The 20,211-nt window shown below is 69.4% G+C and carries 20 protein-coding genes and 3 pseudogenes; 11 read left to right on the top strand and 12 right to left on the bottom strand.

All coding sequences use genetic code 11. The annotated features are described in order from the left end of the window. The first annotated feature begins 111 nt into the window (after positions 1 to 111). Positions 112 to 1,818 (top strand): IS1182 family transposase, encoded by a 1,707-nt coding sequence (locus tag SMIR_RS02570; protein WP_168500831.1) that lies wholly within the window; start codon positions 112 to 114, stop codon positions 1,816 to 1,818. Positions 1,819 to 2,072: 254 nt separating this feature from the next. Next, positions 2,073 to 2,468 carry a hypothetical protein gene (locus tag SMIR_RS02565; RefSeq protein ID WP_168497639.1) on the top strand — a complete coding sequence of 132 codons (396 nt, stop codon included), beginning with the start codon at positions 2,073 to 2,075 and terminating at the stop codon, positions 2,466 to 2,468. 7 nt (positions 2,469 to 2,475) lie between these two features. Here the strand turns inward: SMIR_RS02565 and SMIR_RS02560 are convergent, their stop codons facing one another. From SMIR_RS02560 to SMIR_RS02545, 4 genes and pseudogenes are all read right to left on the bottom strand, one after another. Beyond that, the gene (locus SMIR_RS02560) at positions 2,476 to 3,687 is read right to left on the bottom strand and encodes a L,D-transpeptidase (RefSeq protein WP_249938600.1); all 1,212 of its coding nucleotides are present in this window, start codon (positions 3,685 to 3,687) and stop codon (positions 2,476 to 2,478) included. Between the two features lie 249 nt (positions 3,688 to 3,936). After that, positions 3,937 to 4,495 (bottom strand): annotated as a pseudogene (locus tag SMIR_RS02555) (DEAD/DEAH box helicase); the annotation flags it as partial. Positions 4,496 to 4,774: 279 nt separating this feature from the next. Continuing rightward, entirely contained in the window at positions 4,775 to 4,924 is a 150-nt protein-coding gene (locus tag SMIR_RS43200; RefSeq protein WP_248003734.1) for a transposase family protein, read from the bottom strand. 242 nt (positions 4,925 to 5,166) lie between these two features. Next, complete coding sequence (locus SMIR_RS02545) at positions 5,167 to 6,081, bottom strand: RNA repair domain-containing protein (protein WP_212726391.1); 915 nt, start codon at positions 6,079 to 6,081, stop codon at positions 5,167 to 5,169. 278 nt (positions 6,082 to 6,359) lie between these two features. Here SMIR_RS02545 and SMIR_RS02540 point away from each other — a divergent pair, with 278 nt between their 5' ends. From SMIR_RS02540 to SMIR_RS02515, 6 genes and pseudogenes are all read left to right on the top strand, one after another. Beyond that, on the top strand, positions 6,360 to 8,528 hold the full coding sequence (locus tag SMIR_RS02540; RefSeq protein WP_249938326.1) for a hypothetical protein: 2,169 nt from the start codon (positions 6,360 to 6,362) through the stop codon (positions 8,526 to 8,528). Positions 8,529 to 8,779: 251 nt separating this feature from the next. Beyond that, positions 8,780 to 9,952: a hypothetical protein gene (locus tag SMIR_RS02535; protein ID WP_168497647.1), complete on the top strand. Its 1,173-nt coding sequence runs from the start codon at positions 8,780 to 8,782 to the stop codon at positions 9,950 to 9,952. 243 nt (positions 9,953 to 10,195) lie between these two features. Continuing rightward, positions 10,196 to 11,275 carry an SEC-C domain-containing protein gene (locus tag SMIR_RS02530; RefSeq protein WP_168497649.1) on the top strand — a complete coding sequence of 360 codons (1,080 nt, stop codon included), beginning with the start codon at positions 10,196 to 10,198 and terminating at the stop codon, positions 11,273 to 11,275. 22 nt (positions 11,276 to 11,297) lie between these two features. Further along, entirely contained in the window at positions 11,298 to 11,609 is a 312-nt protein-coding gene (locus SMIR_RS02525) for a hypothetical protein (RefSeq protein WP_168497651.1), read from the top strand. Positions 11,610 to 11,714: 105 nt separating this feature from the next. Then, positions 11,715 to 12,410, top strand: a pseudogene (locus SMIR_RS02520) (RNA-guided endonuclease TnpB family protein); the annotation flags it as partial. Between the two features lie 349 nt (positions 12,411 to 12,759). Continuing rightward, entirely contained in the window at positions 12,760 to 13,506 is a 747-nt protein-coding gene (locus tag SMIR_RS02515; RefSeq protein WP_168497653.1) for a PP2C family protein-serine/threonine phosphatase, read from the top strand. Positions 13,507 to 13,872: 366 nt separating this feature from the next. Here the strand turns inward: SMIR_RS02515 and SMIR_RS02510 are convergent, their stop codons facing one another. Next, positions 13,873 to 14,091 carry a hypothetical protein gene (locus tag SMIR_RS02510; protein ID WP_168497655.1) on the bottom strand — a complete coding sequence of 73 codons (219 nt, stop codon included), beginning with the start codon at positions 14,089 to 14,091 and terminating at the stop codon, positions 13,873 to 13,875. A gap of 307 nt (positions 14,092 to 14,398) precedes the next feature. After that, positions 14,399 to 14,524, bottom strand: a complete 126-nt coding sequence (locus tag SMIR_RS44245; protein WP_282190336.1) for a hypothetical protein — start codon at positions 14,522 to 14,524, stop codon at positions 14,399 to 14,401. A gap of 242 nt (positions 14,525 to 14,766) precedes the next feature. Between SMIR_RS44245 and SMIR_RS02505 the strand changes: the two genes are divergently transcribed. Next, complete coding sequence (locus SMIR_RS02505) at positions 14,767 to 15,198, top strand: SRPBCC family protein (RefSeq protein ID WP_168497657.1); 432 nt, start codon at positions 14,767 to 14,769, stop codon at positions 15,196 to 15,198. A 245-nt stretch (positions 15,199 to 15,443) separates the two neighbouring features. Here SMIR_RS02505 and SMIR_RS02500 read toward each other — a convergent pair whose 3' ends face one another. The 4 genes and pseudogenes from SMIR_RS02500 to SMIR_RS43195 all read right to left on the bottom strand — a co-directional run. Then, complete coding sequence (locus SMIR_RS02500; protein ID WP_168497659.1) at positions 15,444 to 15,725, bottom strand: hypothetical protein; 282 nt, start codon at positions 15,723 to 15,725, stop codon at positions 15,444 to 15,446. A gap of 96 nt (positions 15,726 to 15,821) precedes the next feature. Then, positions 15,822 to 16,298, bottom strand: coding sequence for a nuclear transport factor 2 family protein (locus SMIR_RS02495; RefSeq protein WP_168501425.1), 477 nt, complete (start codon positions 16,296 to 16,298; stop codon positions 15,822 to 15,824). Between the two features lie 147 nt (positions 16,299 to 16,445). Further along, a complete protein-coding gene (locus tag SMIR_RS44240) occupies positions 16,446 to 16,568 on the bottom strand; it encodes a hypothetical protein (RefSeq protein WP_282190414.1) in 123 nt (40 codons plus the stop codon). 214 nt (positions 16,569 to 16,782) lie between these two features. After that, positions 16,783 to 17,016 (bottom strand): annotated as a pseudogene (locus tag SMIR_RS43195) (MFS transporter); the annotation flags it as partial. A 428-nt stretch (positions 17,017 to 17,444) separates the two neighbouring features. Between SMIR_RS43195 and SMIR_RS02485 the strand changes: the two are divergent. Further along, the gene (locus SMIR_RS02485; protein ID WP_168497661.1) at positions 17,445 to 18,320 is read left to right on the top strand and encodes a helix-turn-helix transcriptional regulator; all 876 of its coding nucleotides are present in this window, start codon (positions 17,445 to 17,447) and stop codon (positions 18,318 to 18,320) included. 46 nt (positions 18,321 to 18,366) lie between these two features. On the opposite strand, the gene SMIR_RS02480 is transcribed toward SMIR_RS02485, so the two are convergent. Both SMIR_RS02480 and SMIR_RS02475 read right to left on the bottom strand, forming a co-directional pair. Then, positions 18,367 to 18,684: an SDR family NAD(P)-dependent oxidoreductase gene (locus SMIR_RS02480; protein ID WP_168497663.1), complete on the bottom strand. Its 318-nt coding sequence runs from the start codon at positions 18,682 to 18,684 to the stop codon at positions 18,367 to 18,369. A 127-nt stretch (positions 18,685 to 18,811) separates the two neighbouring features. Further along, complete coding sequence (locus tag SMIR_RS02475) at positions 18,812 to 19,096, bottom strand: Atu4866 domain-containing protein (RefSeq protein WP_212726389.1); 285 nt, start codon at positions 19,094 to 19,096, stop codon at positions 18,812 to 18,814. Between the two features lie 298 nt (positions 19,097 to 19,394). Between SMIR_RS02475 and SMIR_RS02470 the strand changes: the two genes are divergently transcribed. Beyond that, positions 19,395 to 20,162, top strand: coding sequence for an Atu4866 domain-containing protein (locus tag SMIR_RS02470; protein WP_168497667.1), 768 nt, complete (start codon positions 19,395 to 19,397; stop codon positions 20,160 to 20,162). Positions 20,163 to 20,211: the final 49 nt, after the last annotated feature.

The raw sequence follows: 20,211 nt of genomic DNA, 5'->3' as shown, positions 1-20,211 counted from the left end.
CTTGTCATGTCGCGGAGTTGATCGCTGCGGGAGCGACGGATCCAGTGGATGGCATCATGCTGATCGTTGATCTTGTCGTGGTTCCTTGGGGGATCGGAGTGTGTCGTGTCGATGCAGCCGCAGTCCTGGCCTGAGCCGGATCCGCAGGTCGCGGCGGCGATCCGGGCGATGTATCGGGGCAGGCGGGAGGCGCCGCTGGCGGTGCAGGTCCGTGACCGGCTCGGGGAGCTGTTCCCGGACGCGGCCTTTGCTGACGCGTTCGGCCAGGTGGGCAGGCCAGGCTGGTCACCGGGGCGTCTGGCGCTGGTCACGGTGCTGCAGAAGGCCGCGAATCTGACCGATCGGCAGGCTGCTGACGAGGTTCGCGAGAACCTCGCCTGGAAGTACGCACTCGGCCTGAACCTGGAGGATCCGGGCTTCGACCACAGCGTGCTGTCAGAGTTCCGCTCCCGTGTCGTCGCCCACGGCCTGGAGGAACGTGTGCTGGACCTGTTGCTGGAGCGCCTGCAGACCCTGGATCTGGTGCAGGCGGGCGGCAGCCAGCGAACCGACTCCACGCACATCGTTGCCGTGGTGCGAGATCTGAACCGACTCGAGTTGGTCGGCGAGAGCGTCCGCGCGGCCCTGAACGCGCTGGCCGCCGCATGCCCCGACTGGGTCGATCAGGTGCTGGTCGTGGAGGAGTGGAGCCGCCGCTACGCGGACCGGATCGACAACTGGCGACTGTCCGCCTCGAAGACCAAGCAGCACGAACTCGCCGTGCAGTACGCCACCGACGGCTACACGCTGCTGCAGGCCGTCTACGCGCCCGCCTCGCCGGGGTGGCTGCGCGAGCTGCCTGCGGTGCAGACCCTGCGGTGCGTGCTGGTGCAGAACTACATCCGCACCCCGGACCGGGCCGGCAGGCTGCGGATCCGGCAGCGCGAGCGGGCCGAGGACGGCGGCGACGGCCTGCCGCCCGCCCCGATACGCCTGGCCTCGCCCTACGACACTGACACTCGCTGGTCCGCCAAGCGTGACCTGTTCTGGAACGGCTTCAAGCTGCATGTCTCGGAGACCTGCCACCCGCAGGCCGACGGAGACCGGCCGGCTGGCCCGAACCTGATCACCAACGTCACGACCACCTGCTCCACCCTGCCGGACAGCAAAGCTCTGGACACGATCCACCAGAGTCTTCACCGCCGCCACCTGCTGCCTGCCCGGCACTACCTCGACTCCGGCTACCCCAGCGCCGACCTGATCGTCTCGTCCGCCAAGGACTACGGCATCGCCTTGGTCACCCCGGTCCTGCTCGACACCTCCCCTCAGGCCAAGGCCCAACAAGGCTTCGCCGCCCACGACTTCACCATCGACTGGGATCGCAAGCGGGCCGTCTGCCCGGCCGGAAAGATCAGCGCCACCTGGAACGACGTCGTCCAGGACGGCGTGGCCAAGACCGTCGTCGCCTTCGCCGCGCTGGACTGCATCCCCTGCCCGACCAAGGAGCAGTGCACCAGCTCACGAAAGGGCCGTCGGCTCAGCCTCTACCCCCGTGAGCTCACCGAGGCCATCCGCACCGCCCGCGCCCAGCAACAGGACGGAACCTGGCAACGCGACTATGCACTCCGCGCCGGCGTCGAGGGCTCCATCCGCCAGGCCACCCACACCACCGGCCTGCGCCGAGCCCGCTACCGCGGCCTCGCAAAGACCCACCTCGACCACACCACCAGCGCCACCGCCCTCAACCTCATCCGACTCAACGCCTGGTGGAACGGCCACCCCCTCGACCGCACCAACCATAGCCACCTCGCCAGACTTCAACTCCGCCTTGCAGCTTGAGAGTTGGGATTAACCACCAAGATCGTACGGCAACCGCTGCGGATCGCGAGGACCTGCCGGCCGCGTGGAACGGCGTGGAACGGCACGGAACGCCCAACCCTCAGGTGGTCACGCCGGGCTGCACAGGCCGCGCCCTTGAGAGGGTGCGCGGCCTCGAACCGGTCGGCTCCACCGAATCAGCACATGGGACGAGAACCGGGACAGGGATGAACATTTCGAGAAAGTGCCGGTTGTTCGCAGCGGTCGGGGCACTGGTGACCTCGCTGGCCGTGTCCGGCGGCACCGCGTCGGCCACCGTGCCCGCAGGGGCCGCCGACCGCGCGGCGGACTCGCAGAACTTCAGCATCACTTCCGACGACCAGCAGAACCAGTTCGTCCAGGCCGTCGGCACCCCCAACGCGACGGTGATGATCGCGGGGAACGTGAATCTGGACCTGAGCGGCCTGTCGGCCAAGGCGGTGGGCGCACAGTACGGGTGTCGAACAGCCCACCGGTCCGCCGACATCGGTCGTCTGTTGGGCGACGTGACGCAACCGCGGTCCCACGCGCGGCGAGGGCTGCTCGAGCGCCCTGACGCCGCAGGCGGCGGGCGACTCGGTGTCGCCCGCCGCCTGGCGGAAGGGATTCAGGTTCAGATGCTTGGGGAGTGACGTGGCGTCAGCCGGTCGCGCTGCCCGCGACCCACTCGCTCCACGGCATGTTCCAGTCGCTGAGGCCGTTGTCCGGTGCCAACATGGTCTTGTCTTCGGAGTTCTTGACGATCACGACGTCACCGATCATCGAGTTGTCGAAGAACCACGCGGCGGGCTGCTTGCCGTCGCCGCCGCCCGTGACGTCCTTCAGGCCCACGCAGCCGTGGCTGGTGTTGACCTTGCCGAAGACCGCGTCGGTACCCCAGTAGTTGCCGTGGATGAAGGTGCCCGAGGCGGTCAGGCGCATGGCGTGCGGTACGGCCTCGATGTCGTAGGAGGGCTTGCCGTCCTTCTTCGTGAGGCCGACGGTCGCACCGTTCATGTGGATCTGCCTGAACTTCTCGGAGATGACCATCTGACCGTTGTACGTCGGGTGCTCGGTGCTGCCGGACGAGATCGGGATGGTCTTGATCGTCTTGCCGTCCCGTACGACGGTCATCTGCTTCGTCTTGGCGTCGACCGTGCTGATCTGGCTCCGGCCGATCTTGAACGTGACCGTCTTCTGGATGCCGTGGAGGTTGAGCGTGACGGTGACGGTGGAGCCGGGCTTCCAGTAGTTGTTGGGGCGGAAGTCCAGGCGGTCGTCGTTGAACCAGTGGCCGACGACCTGCTGGCCGCTGCTGGAGCTGACCTGGATCTTCGACTCCATGGCGGCCTTGTTGCTGATCGCCTTGTCGAAGTTGACCGTCACCGGCATGCCCACGCCGACGGTCGAGCCGTCCTCGGGGGAGAGGTGCCCGATGAAGTTGTTCGCCGGGGAGACCGTGGTGATCGTGGCGTTCCCGGTGACGGAGCGGCCCTTGGCGTCCTTGGCCTCCGCGGCGACCTGATACTTGGTGGCCCGCTCCAGCCGGCCGTTCGGCTTCCAGGACGTGCCATCGGCGGACAGGGTGCCCGGAACCTCGGCACCGGTCGCGACGGCGGTCATGGTCACCTTGGTGAGCTTGCCGTTGCTGACGGTGACCTTGACGGTGTCGTTGATCCCGACGTCGTAGGCACCTTGCCTGGGCGTGATCTTTATTCGGGCGTCGGAAGCCTCCTGGGTGGCCGCCTGATCCGCCCGCGCCTGCGGTTTCGCGTGATTCCCGGCGTCGTTACCGCTGGTAGCAGCGTTGCTGGTACCGCCGAGGGCCGTGAGTGAGAGCACACCGCCGAGTACACCGACCGCAGCCACCAGCCGGGTGCGTCCTTTACGTGCCGTGATCAAACGCTTCTCCCGTGTCACTGGTCGTTGAATCCCTGGAGCTGGATGCCGAGGGAGTACAGCTAGCTATAAAACTACTTATATAGGCCCATCCGTCCTTAAATCAGCAAACTGTGGTGAGGGCCACGCGCCGTCGAGCGCGTCGCCGAGGCCCTGCTCGGCTGACGGATGGCGCGTAGTCGATCCGCTCTCGCCGCCCGGAGCCGGTCATGACGGGGATGCCCGGTTCAGGCGGAGCGCCCGGCCGATGTTCTGCACGATCTCGACCTGGGAGCCGCGGGTGTCGGCGAAGCGGATGGCCTCCACTCCGCGCTCGCCGGTGATGTCGACGCCTTCCCCGAGGACCCGCCCGGAGGCGACGAAGGCCCTGTGCGCGCGCCGGCCCGCGGCGTCGATGCCGTTGGCGAACTGTCGAAGCACTTCGCGCCGTTCGGCCACGAGGTGGTCGCCCCACAGCAGTGCCGACCACACCCGGTCCGGGCGACGTGGCGGTCGGCCTCCAGTTCGTAGAACTCCGCGTCGATCGAGGACCTAGGCAGCCGGTCCGCCTTGGCCAGGTCGTCGTGGGCGGCGTCGGTGACGTACAGCTCCGCGGCCGTCTCCGGCAGGTTCTCCGCGAAGGTGGTGGCATCGGGGCGGTCTGCTCGACCTTCTGGTGGAAGGTCATGACGGTGCGCAGGTTGTACGCCGCCGCGTGCTCCAGGAGGGCGAGGCGTCGGCCCCGCAGCGCGCCCTCCGAGAGCCCGGCCGCGGGGGAGGGGGCGCGGATCTCCAGGACGTCCGCTACCCCTACCCGGCCCTGAACGGCTTCGACCGGCTCGCCGCATCCGAAGTGCTCAGCGCCATCGCCGAGACCGAGAATGCCGACGGCTCGACGAGGAGGAGTATCCGCACCTTCAACTGACCAACGCGCGAAGCGTCAGGTGATGGCGATGCGCAGCCGTTCGGCGAGATCGTCGTCGTCGAGTGTGTCGATGAAGAGCTCCATGTCCTGGTAGCCCGGTCGGGAACCGTGGCAGGGCACGTCAACCTGTCACCCAAACCTGCAGCAGACCCAAGGTCACACGCGTGCAGCCGGTGCGTCGCAGAACCGGCGGCGTACGGTCAGCTCGATGCACACTTGCCGGCCGCCGACTGCGTCATCCGCGAGACGGCGCTGGTATCCGCTGTGCCGTCGAACCGACGGCGTTCCGCAGTCCGGACACGGCACCGAATCCCGCTCCGGGCTTGCGGCCACGATGCGCAACACCCCGCCCTCCGGGCTCACTTCCTCCACCAGCACCCCACCCAGGTGCGGTAACACCGTCTTCAGCAGCTCCTCACACTCGGCGAGGATCGCCCTGCCGGTAACGGATCGTCAGCAGCGCACGGAAGCGTGATCGACTTCACGAAAATCTTGACTGAGCCAGCGTTCGGCCGTCGTCGAGACTTTGTCTCACCTGGCTATGTGCCTCACCTGTCGGTGATCTCGGAGAGCCAGGCCGTGTCCTCCGGGCCCGGCGCTTCGGGGCCGGGCGCGGGCAGCCGACGGACCTCGCCCGTGCGCAGGGCGACCGTGGCCCGTGGCCGCATCGGCCCGTCGCCCCTGCGTGAGAGCAGGACGAGGTCCCAGACTGTCGCCGTCATGGCGTCGAGCCGGGTGGCGCAGTCGGCGGTGACTTGCCGCGGATCCCGGGTCCGGCCCAGGGACAGATGTGGGGTGAAGTTCTGGGCGGGCCCACGACAGCGCGGGAACCGCTGCCGCAGTACGCGGTGCAGGTCCGCCCACGGCGCCTTGCCGGCCGCCGTCGGGTCGAGCCACACGGTGAAGTACGCCCTGTGCCGGAAGGTGCGCACCGCGTCCAGCCGGGCGGTGAAGACCGGCGTCTCGGCCGTCGCCGCGGCGAGCAGCGGGGCCGCCCGCTCGAAGTCGGACTCCGGCACGAAGCCGAAGAGCACATTGACGTGCGGCGGCCAGCGGTGGATCTGCGGATCGTAGTCCCGGCGGATGTCCTGGATCGGCGGCCACAGCTCCGCAGGCGGGATCCAGGCCACCGCCGTGCGGGCCGTCGGGGACACGTCGAGGACGCCGGCGGGCTCGCGCCTGCCGGAGCTCGTGTCGAAGCTCAGGTCCGCTTGCGGGTCCCGCACCCGGCCGACGCCCGACGCGTCGATGCGGTCCACACCCGTGGCCCGGTCCCAGACCACCTCGCCGTCCGCCTCGATGAACACCACCCGGTGCCACGGGATGTCGCCCCCGGGCACGAAGGAAGACAGCGGGATGCGTTTGAGGGCATCCCTGCGCTGGCTGATCCCCAGCACGAACCGGCCCGGGTCGAACCGCGGGTCCCAGCGGACCCGGTGATAGATCTCGTCGCTGGTCCGCATCACGCCTCCTCGCCCGCCTTCACACCTTCTCTTCCTCCAGGGTGCCGCCTTCCCTGCCTTCGACGGTTGTTTCGCTCGCACCGCGACGCATCAGGTGCGGTGCGCCTGACGAGGGACGGCAAGGAGAGCCGGTGCGCCTGTGCGGTGAGCACCCGCGGCAGCGTGGCCGTACCTCTTCTCGATATCCTGTCGGTTCTGGGACCGGCTTGTTCGTCGCGGCCGGTAGCGTGGGCAACGAGACAGAGCCCTGCGAAAGACAAGAGCGGGAAACCATGCGGATGATCTTCAATCCCGCGGAGGAGAACGAGTACCAGGCGGTTTGTGGTCTTCTTGTCCACCGGTTCGAACAGTGGGCCCGGGAGAACGGGATCGACGCCGATCCGTTTGTCGTCGAAGCCGCGCTGGACTACCGCCATCTCGGTACGCCGGACGGCAGGCTGGGACTGTGGGACCAGCCGCACATCGAGGAGTTCCTGCTCGACTGGGTTCCGCGGACGGTGACCGTACTTCCCGACGAGGAGCCCGCCGATGCGCCAGGCACTTTGCGGTGCCTGCTGCGGTATCTGCACGCCGTCCATCTTGCCGATCCCCGAGGGGCGTCCCTGCCCGAGGTGCTGGAGGCCGTCGACGCGGCGGCGCCCCGCTACGCGGAGGCGATGGCCGACCGCAGCCTCTGGGGCCTGGCGAAGTTCTGGATCACCACCGCCGCGGAGCAGGGCGTCGACGTCCACGACGAGCAGGCGTTGCAGGACTTCGTGGGGCGGGCACAGGGCGGCGAGGTGCCCTACGACCCGGAGGTGCTTCAGACCATCGTCGAGCGGCACACGCGGAGTTCCGGGCCGGTACGGTCCGAGCCTCAGCTCCCGGTCGCGCTCCCGGGCGACGATGTCCTGCGGGAGCAGGCCGGCCGGTCACCGGTCCTGCGGCAGCTGCGCGAGCTGGCCGAGTGGGCTGGGCGCGACCGCAGAACGCTCACCGGTTCCGGCAGGCTGCGTCTGTCGGATGCCCGGGAACTCGTAGAGCGGCTGGACACCGGAGATGACACGGACTCGGTCCGCTCGTCCGCGGACCTGCCGCGCCTCAACCTCCTTGTGGAGTGGGCGAAGACAGCCAGGCTGATACGAGTCGCCAAGGGGAGGCTGTACGCGGTGGCCAAGGCTGAGCCTGTACTGAACGACCCGCTTGCACTGTGGCGGCGCGCGTTCGACGCGTTCCGCGAGCTGTCCAGCCCCGTGAGGGGCGGGCGCGGCGGCAGGTACGGAGAATCCGTGCTGTTCGTCGAGTACGACATGTACGACGTCGTCCTGCCCGACGTACTGGCAACCCTCTACAGCCTGCCGTACCCCATGCCCTGGCCCGGGCTGCGGGACAGCGTCCACCTTGCCTACCGCTCGAGTTCCCTGCTCGAGGTCTTCGCCACGGACTCCATCGGGTTCGAACAGGCCGATGACGATCTACGTACCGTGCTGGGTGTTTTGGAGGACCTGGGGGCGATCGAGTGCCACCAGGGGATGGCCGACCCCGTCTTTGCGGATCTGGCGATGAGCGAGAACGACCTCGAGGGGTGGGCCGGAATACCGACCGAGGGCGATGACGACCTCGAGACGCCGTCCGGCATACTGCCAGGGATGCCGACCGGACTTGCCGGGCTGCTGAACGACGCCCTGCCGGACGAGACCCTGCCGGGTGACGCCGTGTTGAGGGACGCTCAGCTGGATGACGAGGCCACCCAGCGGGCCCGGAAACTGAAGTCCGAACTGAGCTCGGGCCCGGTCGAGTTGATCCGTCTCACTGACCTCGGAACGGACTCCGTGCGCCGTCGGCTGCTGGCCGAAGGCCGGGATGCACCCCTGATCGGCGAGCTTGCCCAGGCCTCGCCGGCCGGTTTGCTGGGCGTCCTCGCCGATCACTACGATCCAGAGTCCGCCCGGGCGGAGCTCGCCGCGTGGATCGCCGTCCACGGCGACCGGTCCGCGGCGCTGAAGCAGCTCGTCCACGCGGTGCGGACCATGCCGTTCCGTACCCGGGCCGAGGCCATGCTGGACGTCCTCGTCTCATCGCTCGACGACGGGGAGCTCCTGCTGCGAAGCCTGCGTTCGGACTCCTCGCTGGCTCCCACCGCGCTGAGCCTCCTGGCCCGCCGGGAGATTCTCACCCCCGAGGACCTCACGGAGCCGGAAAGCCTGCTCATGGTCGCTGAGAGCCTGTTGCAGCTCTGTGAGGCGACCGGCGCCGACGGGGTGAGGGAAGTACTACGCCAACAAGGTCGCGAGGCCGAAGAGGCCCTCCGGGCGGCTCTGGCCTCCGGTCACCCGGACCGGGAGGGCCTCGCGGACCTTCAGGCCCTCGCCGAGTGTGTGTCCCGGGAGCGCAAGGCCCACGTCGGCCTTGTTCAGCAGCGCGGCCACCGAGAGAACGGCAGACGGGGCGGCAAGCGGCGCCGCTGAGGACCTGACGCTCCTGGCGCTCAAGGGCGAGGTCGGCGGCAGAGTGACCGCATGACAGGGATACCGGCTGCCTTGAGGGACTCCGCCTGTGGGGCTCGTAAAGTCATCGCTGCAGGTAGGTGAACGCGGTGCCGGAGATCGTCAACCCAAATCATGGTTGCCTCAAGCGAGGCTTTCCGCCAAGCCGTGATCATTCCGGCAGCGAAGCCGAAGACCAGCGTGCTCCCGTCGCGCAGGTAGGCTGCCGGGCCGTGAGCGAGTACCAGTACTACGAGTTCCTGGCCGTCGACCGCCCGCTGACCCAGGCCGAGATCGCCCAGGTGAGAGCGCTGTCTACGCGGGCCCGGATCACCTCCACCAGCTTCGTCAACGAATATCAGTGGAGTGACTTCCACGGCGATCCCACCAAGCTCGTCGAGCAGCTTTACGACGCCCACCTGTACTACGCGAACTGGGGCAGCCGCCGCCTTCTGCTGCGTATCCCCGCCTCCGTGCTCCCGGCCAAGACCGCGCAGGGCTACGCGCTTCAGGAGACACTCGCGGTGTGGACGCGCGGCGGCCATACCCTGCTGGACTTCTCCCTGAGCGCCGAGGACGGCGGCGAGTGGGATTTCGAGACCTCCTTCGAGCTCGCCTCGTTCGCGGGGCTCCGCGCCGAGCTCGCGGCTGGGGACCTTCGCCCGTTGTACCTGGGCTGGCTGGCCGCCATCGCCGTCTGGGAGCTCGCGGACGATGACGAAGAGGAGTACCAGCGCGAAACGGAGCCATCCGTCCCCGCCGGGCTGGCCGAGCTGACCGGGCCGCAGCGAGCCCTCGCGGACTTCCTGCGCGTCCCGCAGGACCTGCTCGCCGTCGCAGCGTCCAACAGCACTCCGGCCACCGAGTCGGCGGCCGCCCCGGACAGGCTCGCCGCCTTCATCGCCGGACTTCCGGCGCCAGAGAAGGACACCCTGCTGCTCCAGGCAGCCCTCGGCACAGCCCCCCAGCTCGGCCCCGGACTCCTGGCCCGCTTCCGGCAATCCCTACGCCCCAGCGAGGGCAGCCCCGGGGCACGCCGCAGCGCGGCCCAGCTCCTGGACGCGGCCCACCGCCACCGCACCGTGAGCGCCCAGCGGGAACGGGCCGCACGCGGGGCGGCGGAGCAAGCCCGAGTACGGGCAGTTGCCGAGGCCCGCGACGCGCGCCTGGATCACTTGGCCCGCGACCAGGCGACCGCCTGGCGCACCGTCGACAACCTCATCGCCCAGCGCAAACCGGCCGCCTACGACCAGGCCGTCGCGCTGCTCAGTGACCTGCGCGCACTCCACGCACGTCAGGGCAGCGCCGCCGACTTCGACCGCAGATCCGGCGAACTGCGCACCGCCCACCGAGGAAAGCCCTCGCTCATGCGCCGATTCGACGCCCTGGGCTTCCCCAACCCCTGACCGTCCGGCCGGGCGAGCCGAGCCAAGACGCCTTCATACAGGGGTGTGCGCCAAAGCCACCCACTAGGCCGGGCGGCTTCGGCACGGAGTTGGGGACGGCCAGAGGCGGGCGCGTGCGGCACGTCCAGGCACAGCCCGGCCGCAGCGCGGTGATGTCGGCCGTCGATACCACATGGCCCGTCACGGTGTCAGGCCCATAAACGAAAGGGGAGTTGGGCTGCCGGTCCTCGGTAGGGTCGCGGTATGAGCGGCGCATCCCCTTCACCTGTCCAAGCTGTCGACTCCCCGCACAAGCAGTTCCTCGCGACGGTGGGCAGACAGCCGACGGCGGCGCAGTGTGAACAGTGGGCCGACGAGCACCCCGGGGATCCGGACCAGGGCCGCGCCCTGGTGCACGCCGGATGGCTGACCGCCCGCGGCGAGCAGCAGCAGGCCGGCGACGACGCAAAGGCGCTGGAGCTGTTCACTCGGGCGACGAAACTCAGCGGCGCGGCCGGCCGACAGGCGCAGATCGGGGTGGTGGAGACGCTCTACGCGCAGGACCGCGAGCGGGACGCCGAACAGGCCGAGCAAGCCCTGCGCAAGGAGCTGACCGAGCAGCCCGATGAGGCCGTGGCCGATCTGCAGGTCTTCGACGACATGGTCGACATGCTCGGGGAGATCGGCAGGTCCGAACGGGCCCTTGACTGGTGCCTGGCCGCCCTGGCACACCCCGCAGCGCGGGAGAACGAGGGGACCGGTGGCGGCGAGGCCGCCCGACTGCGCCGCGAGCTGCGCATCAGTCGGGCTCTCCTGCGCCGGGACCTCGGTCTGGAGCCCACCGACGACGACCTGGCCGCCGAAGCCGAGACCGACGCCGAACTACGGGAATTCGGCGAAGAGTTGGACCGGTCACTGAGTGGGCTGCCGTCGGGGAGGCCGGTGGAGGTGCCCGAGGACACAGCGGCCTTCGACGGGATCGTGCTGCGCTGGGTACGCGAGGACTTCGCCGCGGTACGCACCCGCTGGCCCGAGTCGACCGACTCCTACGGGGACGACTACACCGCCTACGCACAGCGGTTGCAGACCGACGCGCGCACCTACGCGGAGGCCGGCGCCGCCCGGGTGCATATCGTCAGCGCCACCCTGGCCGCGTACGAGGAGTTCGCCGTCCGTGAAGGGCGCGATGCCGACACCCCGGGCACCCGCCGCGCGTTCAGCAGGCATGTGGTGCGCGCCCACCCGGACGAGTCGCTAGCCTGGCCCCCGCCGCGGAACGGGCCATGCTGGTGCGACTCGGGCCGAAAATACAAGAAGTGCTGCGGCGCCTCGGCCAGGAACTGATCTCGCAGGGAAGGACCACACAGTGGAGGGTCTGTCGGACCAGGACCTCGACGCCATGATCGCCGAGGCGCTCGTTGACGCCTACGGCGAGGACGAAGAGCTGGTCGGCTTCCATGCCGTGCTCAGCGACCGCGTTACCGTGCCCTTCACCACCGAAGTGTTGGGAGTCGACGTCATCGTCGAGGAGATCGACCTGCGACCAGGCAGCGGAGTAGTAGCGATCTGCCGCCGCGGACAGATCCTCCAACCCATAGGTCTGCGAGACCTCCCGCTGCCCGAGCCTCCGCCCGAGGGCGCCGAATGGATCGAAGCTTTCCGCCACTGGGCCCTGTGAAGCCCTTCGGTGAAAAGCGTCCCGAAGAGGGAGGGATTCGTGCTCCGGAATCGACAGGGCCCTTGACCCTGCCCCTTGATAAAACCGGGACCAGAGAGCTGCATGGAGGCGGAGTCCGGTATCGACCTCGGCCTGTCCGCCTTCGCCGTCCTGCCCGACGGCCGGAAGATCGACAGCCCCCGCTTCCTGCGCCGGGCGGAGAAGAAACTCAAGCGCCTTCAGCGGGAGCTGTCCCGCAAGGCCAAGGGATCGAAGAACAGGGCCAAGGCCCGCATCAAGGTCGCCCGCCAGCACGCCAGGATGGCGGACCGGCGCCGGGACTTCCACCACAAGGCATCCACACAGATCATCCGCGAAAACCAAGCGGTGTACGTGGAAGACCTCGAGGTGTCCGGCCTCGGCCGCACCCGGCTCGCCAAGTCCGTGCACGACGCGGGATGGTCCGCGTTCGTCGGCATGCTGGAGTACAAGGCGGTCAGACACGGCCGCACCTTCGCCCAGGTGGACCGCGCATTCCCGTCCTCTCAGGTCTGCTCGGCCTGCGGATTCCGTGACGGCCCCAAGCCCCTGCACGTCCGGCAGTGGACGTGCGGCGCGTGCGGCACCGTGCACGACCGCGACCACAACGCAGCCCGCAACGTCCTCTTCGAAGGACGCCGTATCGTCGCCGCCGGACGGGCGGAGACGCCAAACGCCTCGCAGAGCGCCGGTAAGACCAGGACGAAAGTCCCGGCACAGCGCCTTGAAGCAGGAAGCCCCCGGAAAGGTCAGACGACCCAGGCCGGAATCCCTGGACCTTAGGGGAGCACGTCAAGTCGCCATCGCCACAGCCGCAACCCTCGAGCCACGGCAGGCCACCGCGGCCGTCCGTGGAGGCTGGCCGGAGGGCGCGCCGGAGCGGAGAATGGTGCTGTCGCCCCGCTCGCCGATTGGGCGGTGGTCGGTTTGACGCACCAGTACCTCGCCGGGGAGGCGTCCGTGCTCCCGGCGGAGTTGCAGGCTTCCCGCACTGAGACAGGGCCGGTCAGCGGGCTCGGCCGGGTGGCTGCGCGCGAGCTGGATCCGGCCGTGAGGACCTCGTGTGCGAGTGTCAGCAGGTCCGGGGCCCGGCCTCCGGCGGTGTTCCGGCGCAGGAAGGCGGTGGCGCTCCATGTCGTACGTCGCAGTGAGTGCTCTGAGCCACCCCGGGCTGCTCCGCGAGCGGAACGAGGACAGCCTCGTCGTCGGACCGTGGACACTGTGCGCCACCGTGACCGAGAGTCCGCAGACCCTGGTTTTCCCGCTGGGGACGCCCCTCGTCGTCGCCGTCGCCGACGGGCTCGGCGGACATCCCGGCGGCGACGTGGCCAGCGCCCTGGCCGCCCGCCGGATCGCGTCGATCGGTCCCACCCTCAGCAGCGAGGACGCCGTCCGCGACGCCTTGAACTCCTGCAACCGCGCCGTGTACCTGGCCGCCGGCGGCGCCGGAAGCGAGCTGGCCATCATGGGGACGACCGTCGCCGGCATCGTCGTACAGCCCGGCTCGTTGCTGGCGTTCAACGTGGGTGACAGCCGGGTCCTCGCGGCCTCCCGCGAGGGGCTGCGCCAGGTGAGCGTCGACGACAGCCCGCCGCTCGAACCTGGGGAGCGCACCACGTCCGTCGTCACCCAGTGCCTCGGCGGTACGCCCGGCTACCGCGCCATCCGTCCTCATGTGACGGCGGTGTCGCTGTCACCCGGCGACCGCTACCTCATCTGCACAGACGGCCTGACCGACCCGGTGACGACGGACGTGCTCGACGCGGTGATGCGGGAGCACGACGACGGCCGGGCGGCCTTCGAGCTGTGGAAGGCCGCCATTACGGCGGGCGGGCCCGACAACATCACGCTGGCGGTCGTACGCATCGGAGGCGAGTAGGGGGCGGGGACGGCGGGAAGCGGCCATGATGAGGGCCATCTGGAACGGCACGGTGATCGCGGAGGCGGAGCACACCGTCGTCGAAGGGGACCAGCGGGACCACCGGTAGCGACATCGCCCACCCGAATGCCCGTATGTGGGCGCCCTCACATACCTGTATGCGGGCCCGGTCACGACACGGCGCAGTCACATCGAAACCCGTGGAGCATGAGGAGGCCGTGCTCCAGTCGGACCTTGTGGGCGTACTGGCGGCAGCGATCGCCGGCGGGGCTGTGGCGGGCGTCGCCCGCGCCGTTCAGGCGCAGTGGGCCGCGGAGTGGGCATGGGGCGATTACACGGCGGGGCGGACAGAGTGGGTGACGGTGGCTACGCCGTGTTGTTCCAGTCGTACGGTCCGCCGCCACGCCACTCGATCAGCTCGGCGTCGTCGACGGCGCGGTCCTCGGCGGGCAGACCCGCACGGTGCAGGAAGTCCAGCACGTCGAACAGGCTGTACGCGGTGCCCATGGGCTCGCCGTCGATCGTCACCCGTCGCCCCCCGTCCGACTCCGGCGGATGCACGACCACTGGAGGGTGCACGTCCATGGCACCAGCATGCGCCGGGACCGGTCGTCCCGCGGCTTTCGGTTTTCTGGGCACCGAGTCCGGGACCCGTAGGAAGCCGCCGGGCATGGCCGACGCCGGGTGTGCCGGACCGCGGCAGCCGGATGGCCTCCGCCCTGTCCAGGCCTCGTGGTCCCGTCGGGTCGACGGGACCACGGGGCCTGGGACGTGTGCCCGGGCGTGGTGCCCGGGCGTGGCGTCGGTCAGTTTGCCGACTGGCCGATGTTGACCACCCCACCCGGCACCGCCGCCACCGGGGACTGCGGCTCCCGCACCGGCCGGGGCGCGCTCAGCACCAGTGGCTGTCGTCGCGGTCCCCGAGGATCTCGACCTGCACGGAACCGCCGGCCGGCCTCTCCACCGTCATATACGCGGGCGTACCGTCGATCCGCTTGGTGAAGCAGTCCTCGGCCACGACCCGTCGCCCCTTCGCCTGCGCGACTTCCCGAGGTCGATCGGCTTCGCTCGCACCCCCCGTCCCACATGGCATGTGTCGGACGCGAACGGAGACACACAGAGGGGTTTCAACATTGCATCAACCGCACTGGCCTGTCACATGGTGGTCAGTCCGTCTCGCGTGTCGGCCGATGGGCCGGTGTCGGGCGCACACTGGACGCAGAGGGCCATGCGTCATGAGTCGAAACTTGGAGGTGGGCCATGAGCACCCTCGAAGAACGCGTCGACGTCGGAGTTCCGATCGACAAGGCTTGGGACGACCTCCACCGGGTGGAGAACTATCCGCGCTTCGTGGAAGGAGTGCGCGAGGTCCGTACGGAGGCGGGGGGCCGAGCGCGTGTGGACGTCGAGGTCCGCGGCCGGGCCAGGGAGTTCGAGGCCGAGATCTCCGACCGCAAGGGGGAACGCGTGATGGAGTGGCACACCACTGGCGACCCCGAACTGGCGGGCTCCTTCTCGCTGCAGCCGATCGACCAGAACAGCACCCGGATCCAGGCACGGCTCGAGTACGACCCCGACACGATCAGGGAGACCTTCGGCGGGCTGAAGGGATTCGCCCAGGCGAACGCGATCGAACGGCTCGTCCGCAGTGATCTGGAGCATTTCAAGGAGTGCGTGGAACAAGGGCGGTGAGCGGTAGAAGGCGGGTGCTGCAGGCTGTCGAGGCCGGCAGCCTCCGATGGGATCCTCCGCCGTGCGGCGGGGGATCCGACGGATACGGAGTGGGCCCGTCCGGAGCCGCATGCTCCGAAGTCGGCGAGCGGAAGAGCGATTCCCCCGGAGGCCGTTGAAACGAGCGTGTGGATACAGGACAGTGGCGGACTCCTCCGACAGCGCAGCGACGTCAGGCAGCCGCTACGCCGGTCAGGTTACGCCGGTCAGGTCTCGATGACGGCATCGCAGTCGGAACAGACCACGGACGCATACTCCGCGGGGTGCCAGGGCGCCCCAGGGTGCTCGGAGGGCTTCCAGCGGGCCGTCTCCATGGCGAAGGTGTCCTTGCCGCAGAGGGTCCGCGGTCCCGTCGAGGAGGGCGCCCCCGGGGCGGAGGGCGCGGCGTGCACCTTGCGGACGGACCGTTCCTCACCAGCCGGTGTCCCCGGGGAGGAACGTCTGGCCATCGGCTTGCCGAGCTCATACACGACGACGATTTCGCCCATGCCTCCACAGTAGGCGGCCGCGCGGCCGACCCGCCCGCGGCCTCGGGTCGGGTGGCCACACAGCCCCGTCCACCGGTTCGAGCCTGGCGGGAAGCCCTACAGGCCTGTCGGCAGGTTCGAACTCTTCCCCGTCCAGCGATCCTCCGCCGGCCATCCGATGGCGCGGAAGACGGCGACGGGGTCCAGGTAGTCCCGCCAGTGCGTCACCCTGCGGTCCTTGACGGTGATCACGGACACGAAGTGGTTGTCGTAGGCACGCCCGGTGCGGACCGCCCGTCCGTGCACCGCGTACTCGAGCACGACCACGGACGTCTGGAGGTCTTGGTGGACAGCGAGTCCGTCCGCGCTGTGCAGGACCATGACATCGCCGTAGCCGCGGTACAGGTCGGCAACCACGCGGCGTCCCTGAACCCGGCGCGGGTAGCCGGGTACGGAGATCACGTACTCGAAGACCACGTCCTCGGCCAGGAGGTCGAAGAAGTGCTCACCGTCGACGAGGCCCGCCAGCCCCTCCCGGATGACCCGGAAGAACGGGTCCAGCGCCGCGAAGTCGGTGATGTCGGCGATGGACATGGTCACCCCGCCACCGGAGAGGTCCAGACGTGGACGCTGCGCCGGGCGAAGCGAACGCGGCCGGCAGCAGCCCGGCCGCGGTGACAGCCCGACTCTCTAGGCGGAGGCCCAGCCGTGCCGGGGCGCCTGCGCGACCGCGTAGACGAGCTATAGCAGGCCGCCGGTGGCGGTCAGTGCGCCGGGAACATCGATCCGCGCGCGCTCCGTCGTGAGGGTGTCGGGCGGCAGCACCCGGGGAGCCGCGACCAGCGCGGCAATGGCCATGGGCACCGGCAGTGCGAACACCAGGCGCCACGAGACTCGGTGAGTACACCGCCCAGGACGAGACTGCTGACGAAGCCGCTCGCTCCGGCGGTCGCATACCAGCCCAGGGCACGCCCACGGGCGGCGCCTTCGGACCGGCTGGTCGTGATGACGGACAGCGCGGCGGGGCGAGGAAGCCGGCGGCGATGCCCCTGACGAGACGGGCGGCGAGGAGCAGTCCGCCGGTCGGAGCGAGGGCGCCCAGCGCGCTGACGATCGCGAACACGGCGACGGAGACCATGAAGACGCGGCATCGGCCCAGCAGGTCGGCGTCACGGCCGCCCAGCAACAGAAAGCCGCCGTAGCCGAGGGCGTACGCGGAGATGATCCACTCCAGAGAGCCCGAGGTCATGGCGAGGTCGTGCTGGATGGCTGGCAGCGCGACGCCGACGTCGGACAGACCGATCGCGTCCATGAAGTACGAGGCGCACAGCGCCAGCGGGGGCCGACATGTCGGGGACGGTGGCATGCGCTCTGGCCGTGACCAGCCCGTGCACTTCGCGAGAACGAGAAGCGGACGCGGAAGTCATGCATCCACCTTGGTGAGGCGCTGGAGGAGCAACCAGGTCGCGGTTGTCCCGGGTGCGCGGCTCCCAGGTGAAGCGCGCCCACCTTCGCCCCCGCAACAAGGCGCCGCGGAGCCCTAGCCTCGACATATGGACCCCCGACAGAGGGGCACCGACTGAGTACGTGCTCGCGGCCCGAGTACGCGCTCGCGGCCCTGCGAGAACAAGGCCCGGCCCGGTGTTTCCTGGGTGTGCCAGGGCCAGGATCACGGCTCCCCATCCGGGCGGACGCGAAGGAGAATGACGCCATGACCCGGATCATGATGAGGTGGGGTTCATGAGCGACGGCACTCCTTTGGGAGAGTTCCTCAGAGCACGGCGTGAAGCGCTCAAGCCGCAGGACGTGGGTCTGCCGGAGCACGGCCGCAGGCGGGTGCCGGGGCTGCGCCGCGAGGAGGTCGCCATGCTCGGGGGTGTGAGCTCCGACTACTACATGCGTCTGGAACAGGGCCGCGAGACCAGCCCGTCGCCGCAGGTGATCGACGCGGTCGCCGCCGCTCTCCACCTCGACGACGAGGCACTCGACCACCTGCGCAGACTCACCAGGGCACCTCAGGAGCGCCGTAGCACTTCCGCCGGGCACGACAGGATCAGCCCCCAGCTCCTCCGGCTGCTCGACAGCTGGCCCGACACCCCCGCCTTCGTTTTGGGACCTGCCCTGGATGTCCTGGCGCACAACGCGCTCGCCGCGGCCCTGCACAGCGGATTCCAGCGGTTCGACAACCTGGCCCGCATGGTCTTCCTCGACCCGGCCGGGCGCAGCTTCTACCGGGACTGGGAGAGGGCCGCGAACTCCTGCGTCGCCGAAATCCGCGCGGCCTACGGATACGATCCCGATTCCCCGCGGATCACCGAGGTCGTCGACACGCTCTGCTCGAAGAGCCCGGAATTCGCCGAACTGTGGGCACGGCACGAGGTGAAGGGCAAGACCCAGCAGGCGAAGAACCTCACACATCCCGAGGTCGGTGCTCTGGAGATCCAGTTCTCGGCATTCACGGTCAACGGTGCTCCGCATCAGCAACTGGTCGTCTACCAGGCCGAACCCGCCAGTTCCACCGCGGCTGCCTTCGCGGAACTCCGTTCCCATTCCGACCGTGGGGAATCCGCACGGACTCGGCAGGAAGAATCCGGCCGGGCTCTCAGCGACACCTGACTTCGACGTGGCGCGCACGGGGACGGGGGCGGGGTAAGCGAACGGCTCAGGTCTGGCTGGCCGTGGGACGGACAATGATCTCGCTGACGTCGACGCGGCCGTGCCGACTGTAGGCGGAGTCGATGAAGGCCCGTACCTGTTTGGCACCGGTCACATCCAGGGCGTGGTACTCGGCGCTGCCGCCGGCCGCGTGAATGTCCTCGGTGATTTCCTTGAGCCGTTCGGCGTGGCGGCCGCCGGGCACGACATGGTGACCTCGCTCGGCGAGCAGCTTGGCGGTCGCCGCGCCGATGCCGCTGCTGGCGCCGGTGACCAGCACGACTTTCCGGCCGATGGACATGGACGTGGGCACCGACATGGCCATGGCCGGGACTCCTTTCACAGGGCAGCAGCCGACGCGGCGAGTCGTTGTTCGAACCGCGTCGGCCGCCGGTCAAGGGGTGAACAAGGTGCGGAGGGTGCAGAGGCCGAACTGTGGATCTTGGTCGTGGTCAGGCTCGCCGCCGGGCGCGCTCGTCGCCCTCGCGGTAGAGCACCAGGTGCTCGTGGAAGAGAACGCCGTCGCGGACGTCGCCGGTCGCGGTGAAGCCGGTGTCGTCGACGTAATCGAGGTGGTTGCCGGTGACGGCGTAGCTGCCGGTGTAAGCGCTCTGGCGGTTGCCGCGGGCCTCGTCGTAGCGGCCGTTCGGCAGTAGTTCCTGGCGGATGAAGCCGTCCGCGGGCACCCACATCCCGACGTACGGGTGTGGGTCGCGGGGCGTGTCGTTGCTGGTCATGGCTCTACGGTCCGCCCGGCGGCCGGTGACAACCAGGCCGCGGTCTCCCCAGGTGAGGGCTTCCTGGGTGCCGCGCACCCAGTATCGCGAGCATCCGGGCTCTTCGTGCGGTGCGGCAGCGGTGCGGGCCGCCCGAGACCGTCCCAGGCCCTCTCCGCCGCACGCGGCTGGACGGATGGTGGGTGCCTGACACCTGGGGACACGGCGGCCTGGTTCCGATGCCATCGCGAGACGAACCTGGTGGTCAGGCAGCCGCAGTAGCTGCTGAACAGCCGCCGACTCCACTGGGGAGCATGCAATGAGCATCACCGACACCGGCACCGGCACCGGCACCGTGAGCTGGAACCCCAACGCCCTCGACGAGATCCTCTCGAACGACGAGGGGCGTCCCGTCCTGTTCACCAACGCCCGCATCCTGACGATGGACCCGCTGATCGGGACCATGACCGGCGCCGACCTGCTGTTCGTCGGCTCCCTGGTCGTAGGGGTCGGCCCCGCCATCGTCACCGCGGCACAGGACGACAACGCGATCGTCGTCGACTGCACCGGCATGACCATCGCCCCCGCGGTAGTGGACACTGTCGCGCTGGCCGGCGGCCGTGGTCACCGCTCGGAGTACGTCGCGACGCTGACCCCGGGCAACACCTCCGACTTCCTGGTGGTGCGCGACGAGTTCGCCGCCGACGTGCCGAGTGCGGTGGCCACTCTCATGACCCGGCCGGAGCAGGTCCGCGCACTCGTCGCGGCCGGTCGGCCCGTCCTGTGGGTCGGCACCGAAGCCCCCGGCCGGGCCGCCGCCCCCGAGGCGGGCATATCGGCCTCCGGTGACCTGACCGGCAGCCCGCGCGTCGGCGTCTGGATCGACAAGAACGACTTCCTGCACCAGGAGCTCACCGCCGACGGTCGCTACGACGAGACCCGGGGCGGCCGTCCGCACGCCTACCAGGGCCGGTACTGGATCGACGGCGACCGCATCGACTACCTGGACGACCTCGGCTTCTGGGCCTACGGAGAGTTCCAGGGCGACGAACTCCACCACGCGGGTTACGTCATGAAGCTGGGCTGACCTTCCCTCCGGTCGCCCTCCGCGCCCTCTCCGCCTTCCCCCTTCCCCG

The organism is Streptomyces mirabilis, assembly GCF_018310535.1.
Classification (GTDB): domain Bacteria; phylum Actinomycetota; class Actinomycetes; order Streptomycetales; family Streptomycetaceae; genus Streptomyces.
Note: the sequence above shows the minus strand (reverse complement) of the source record. Positions and strands in the feature narration are given on the sequence as shown.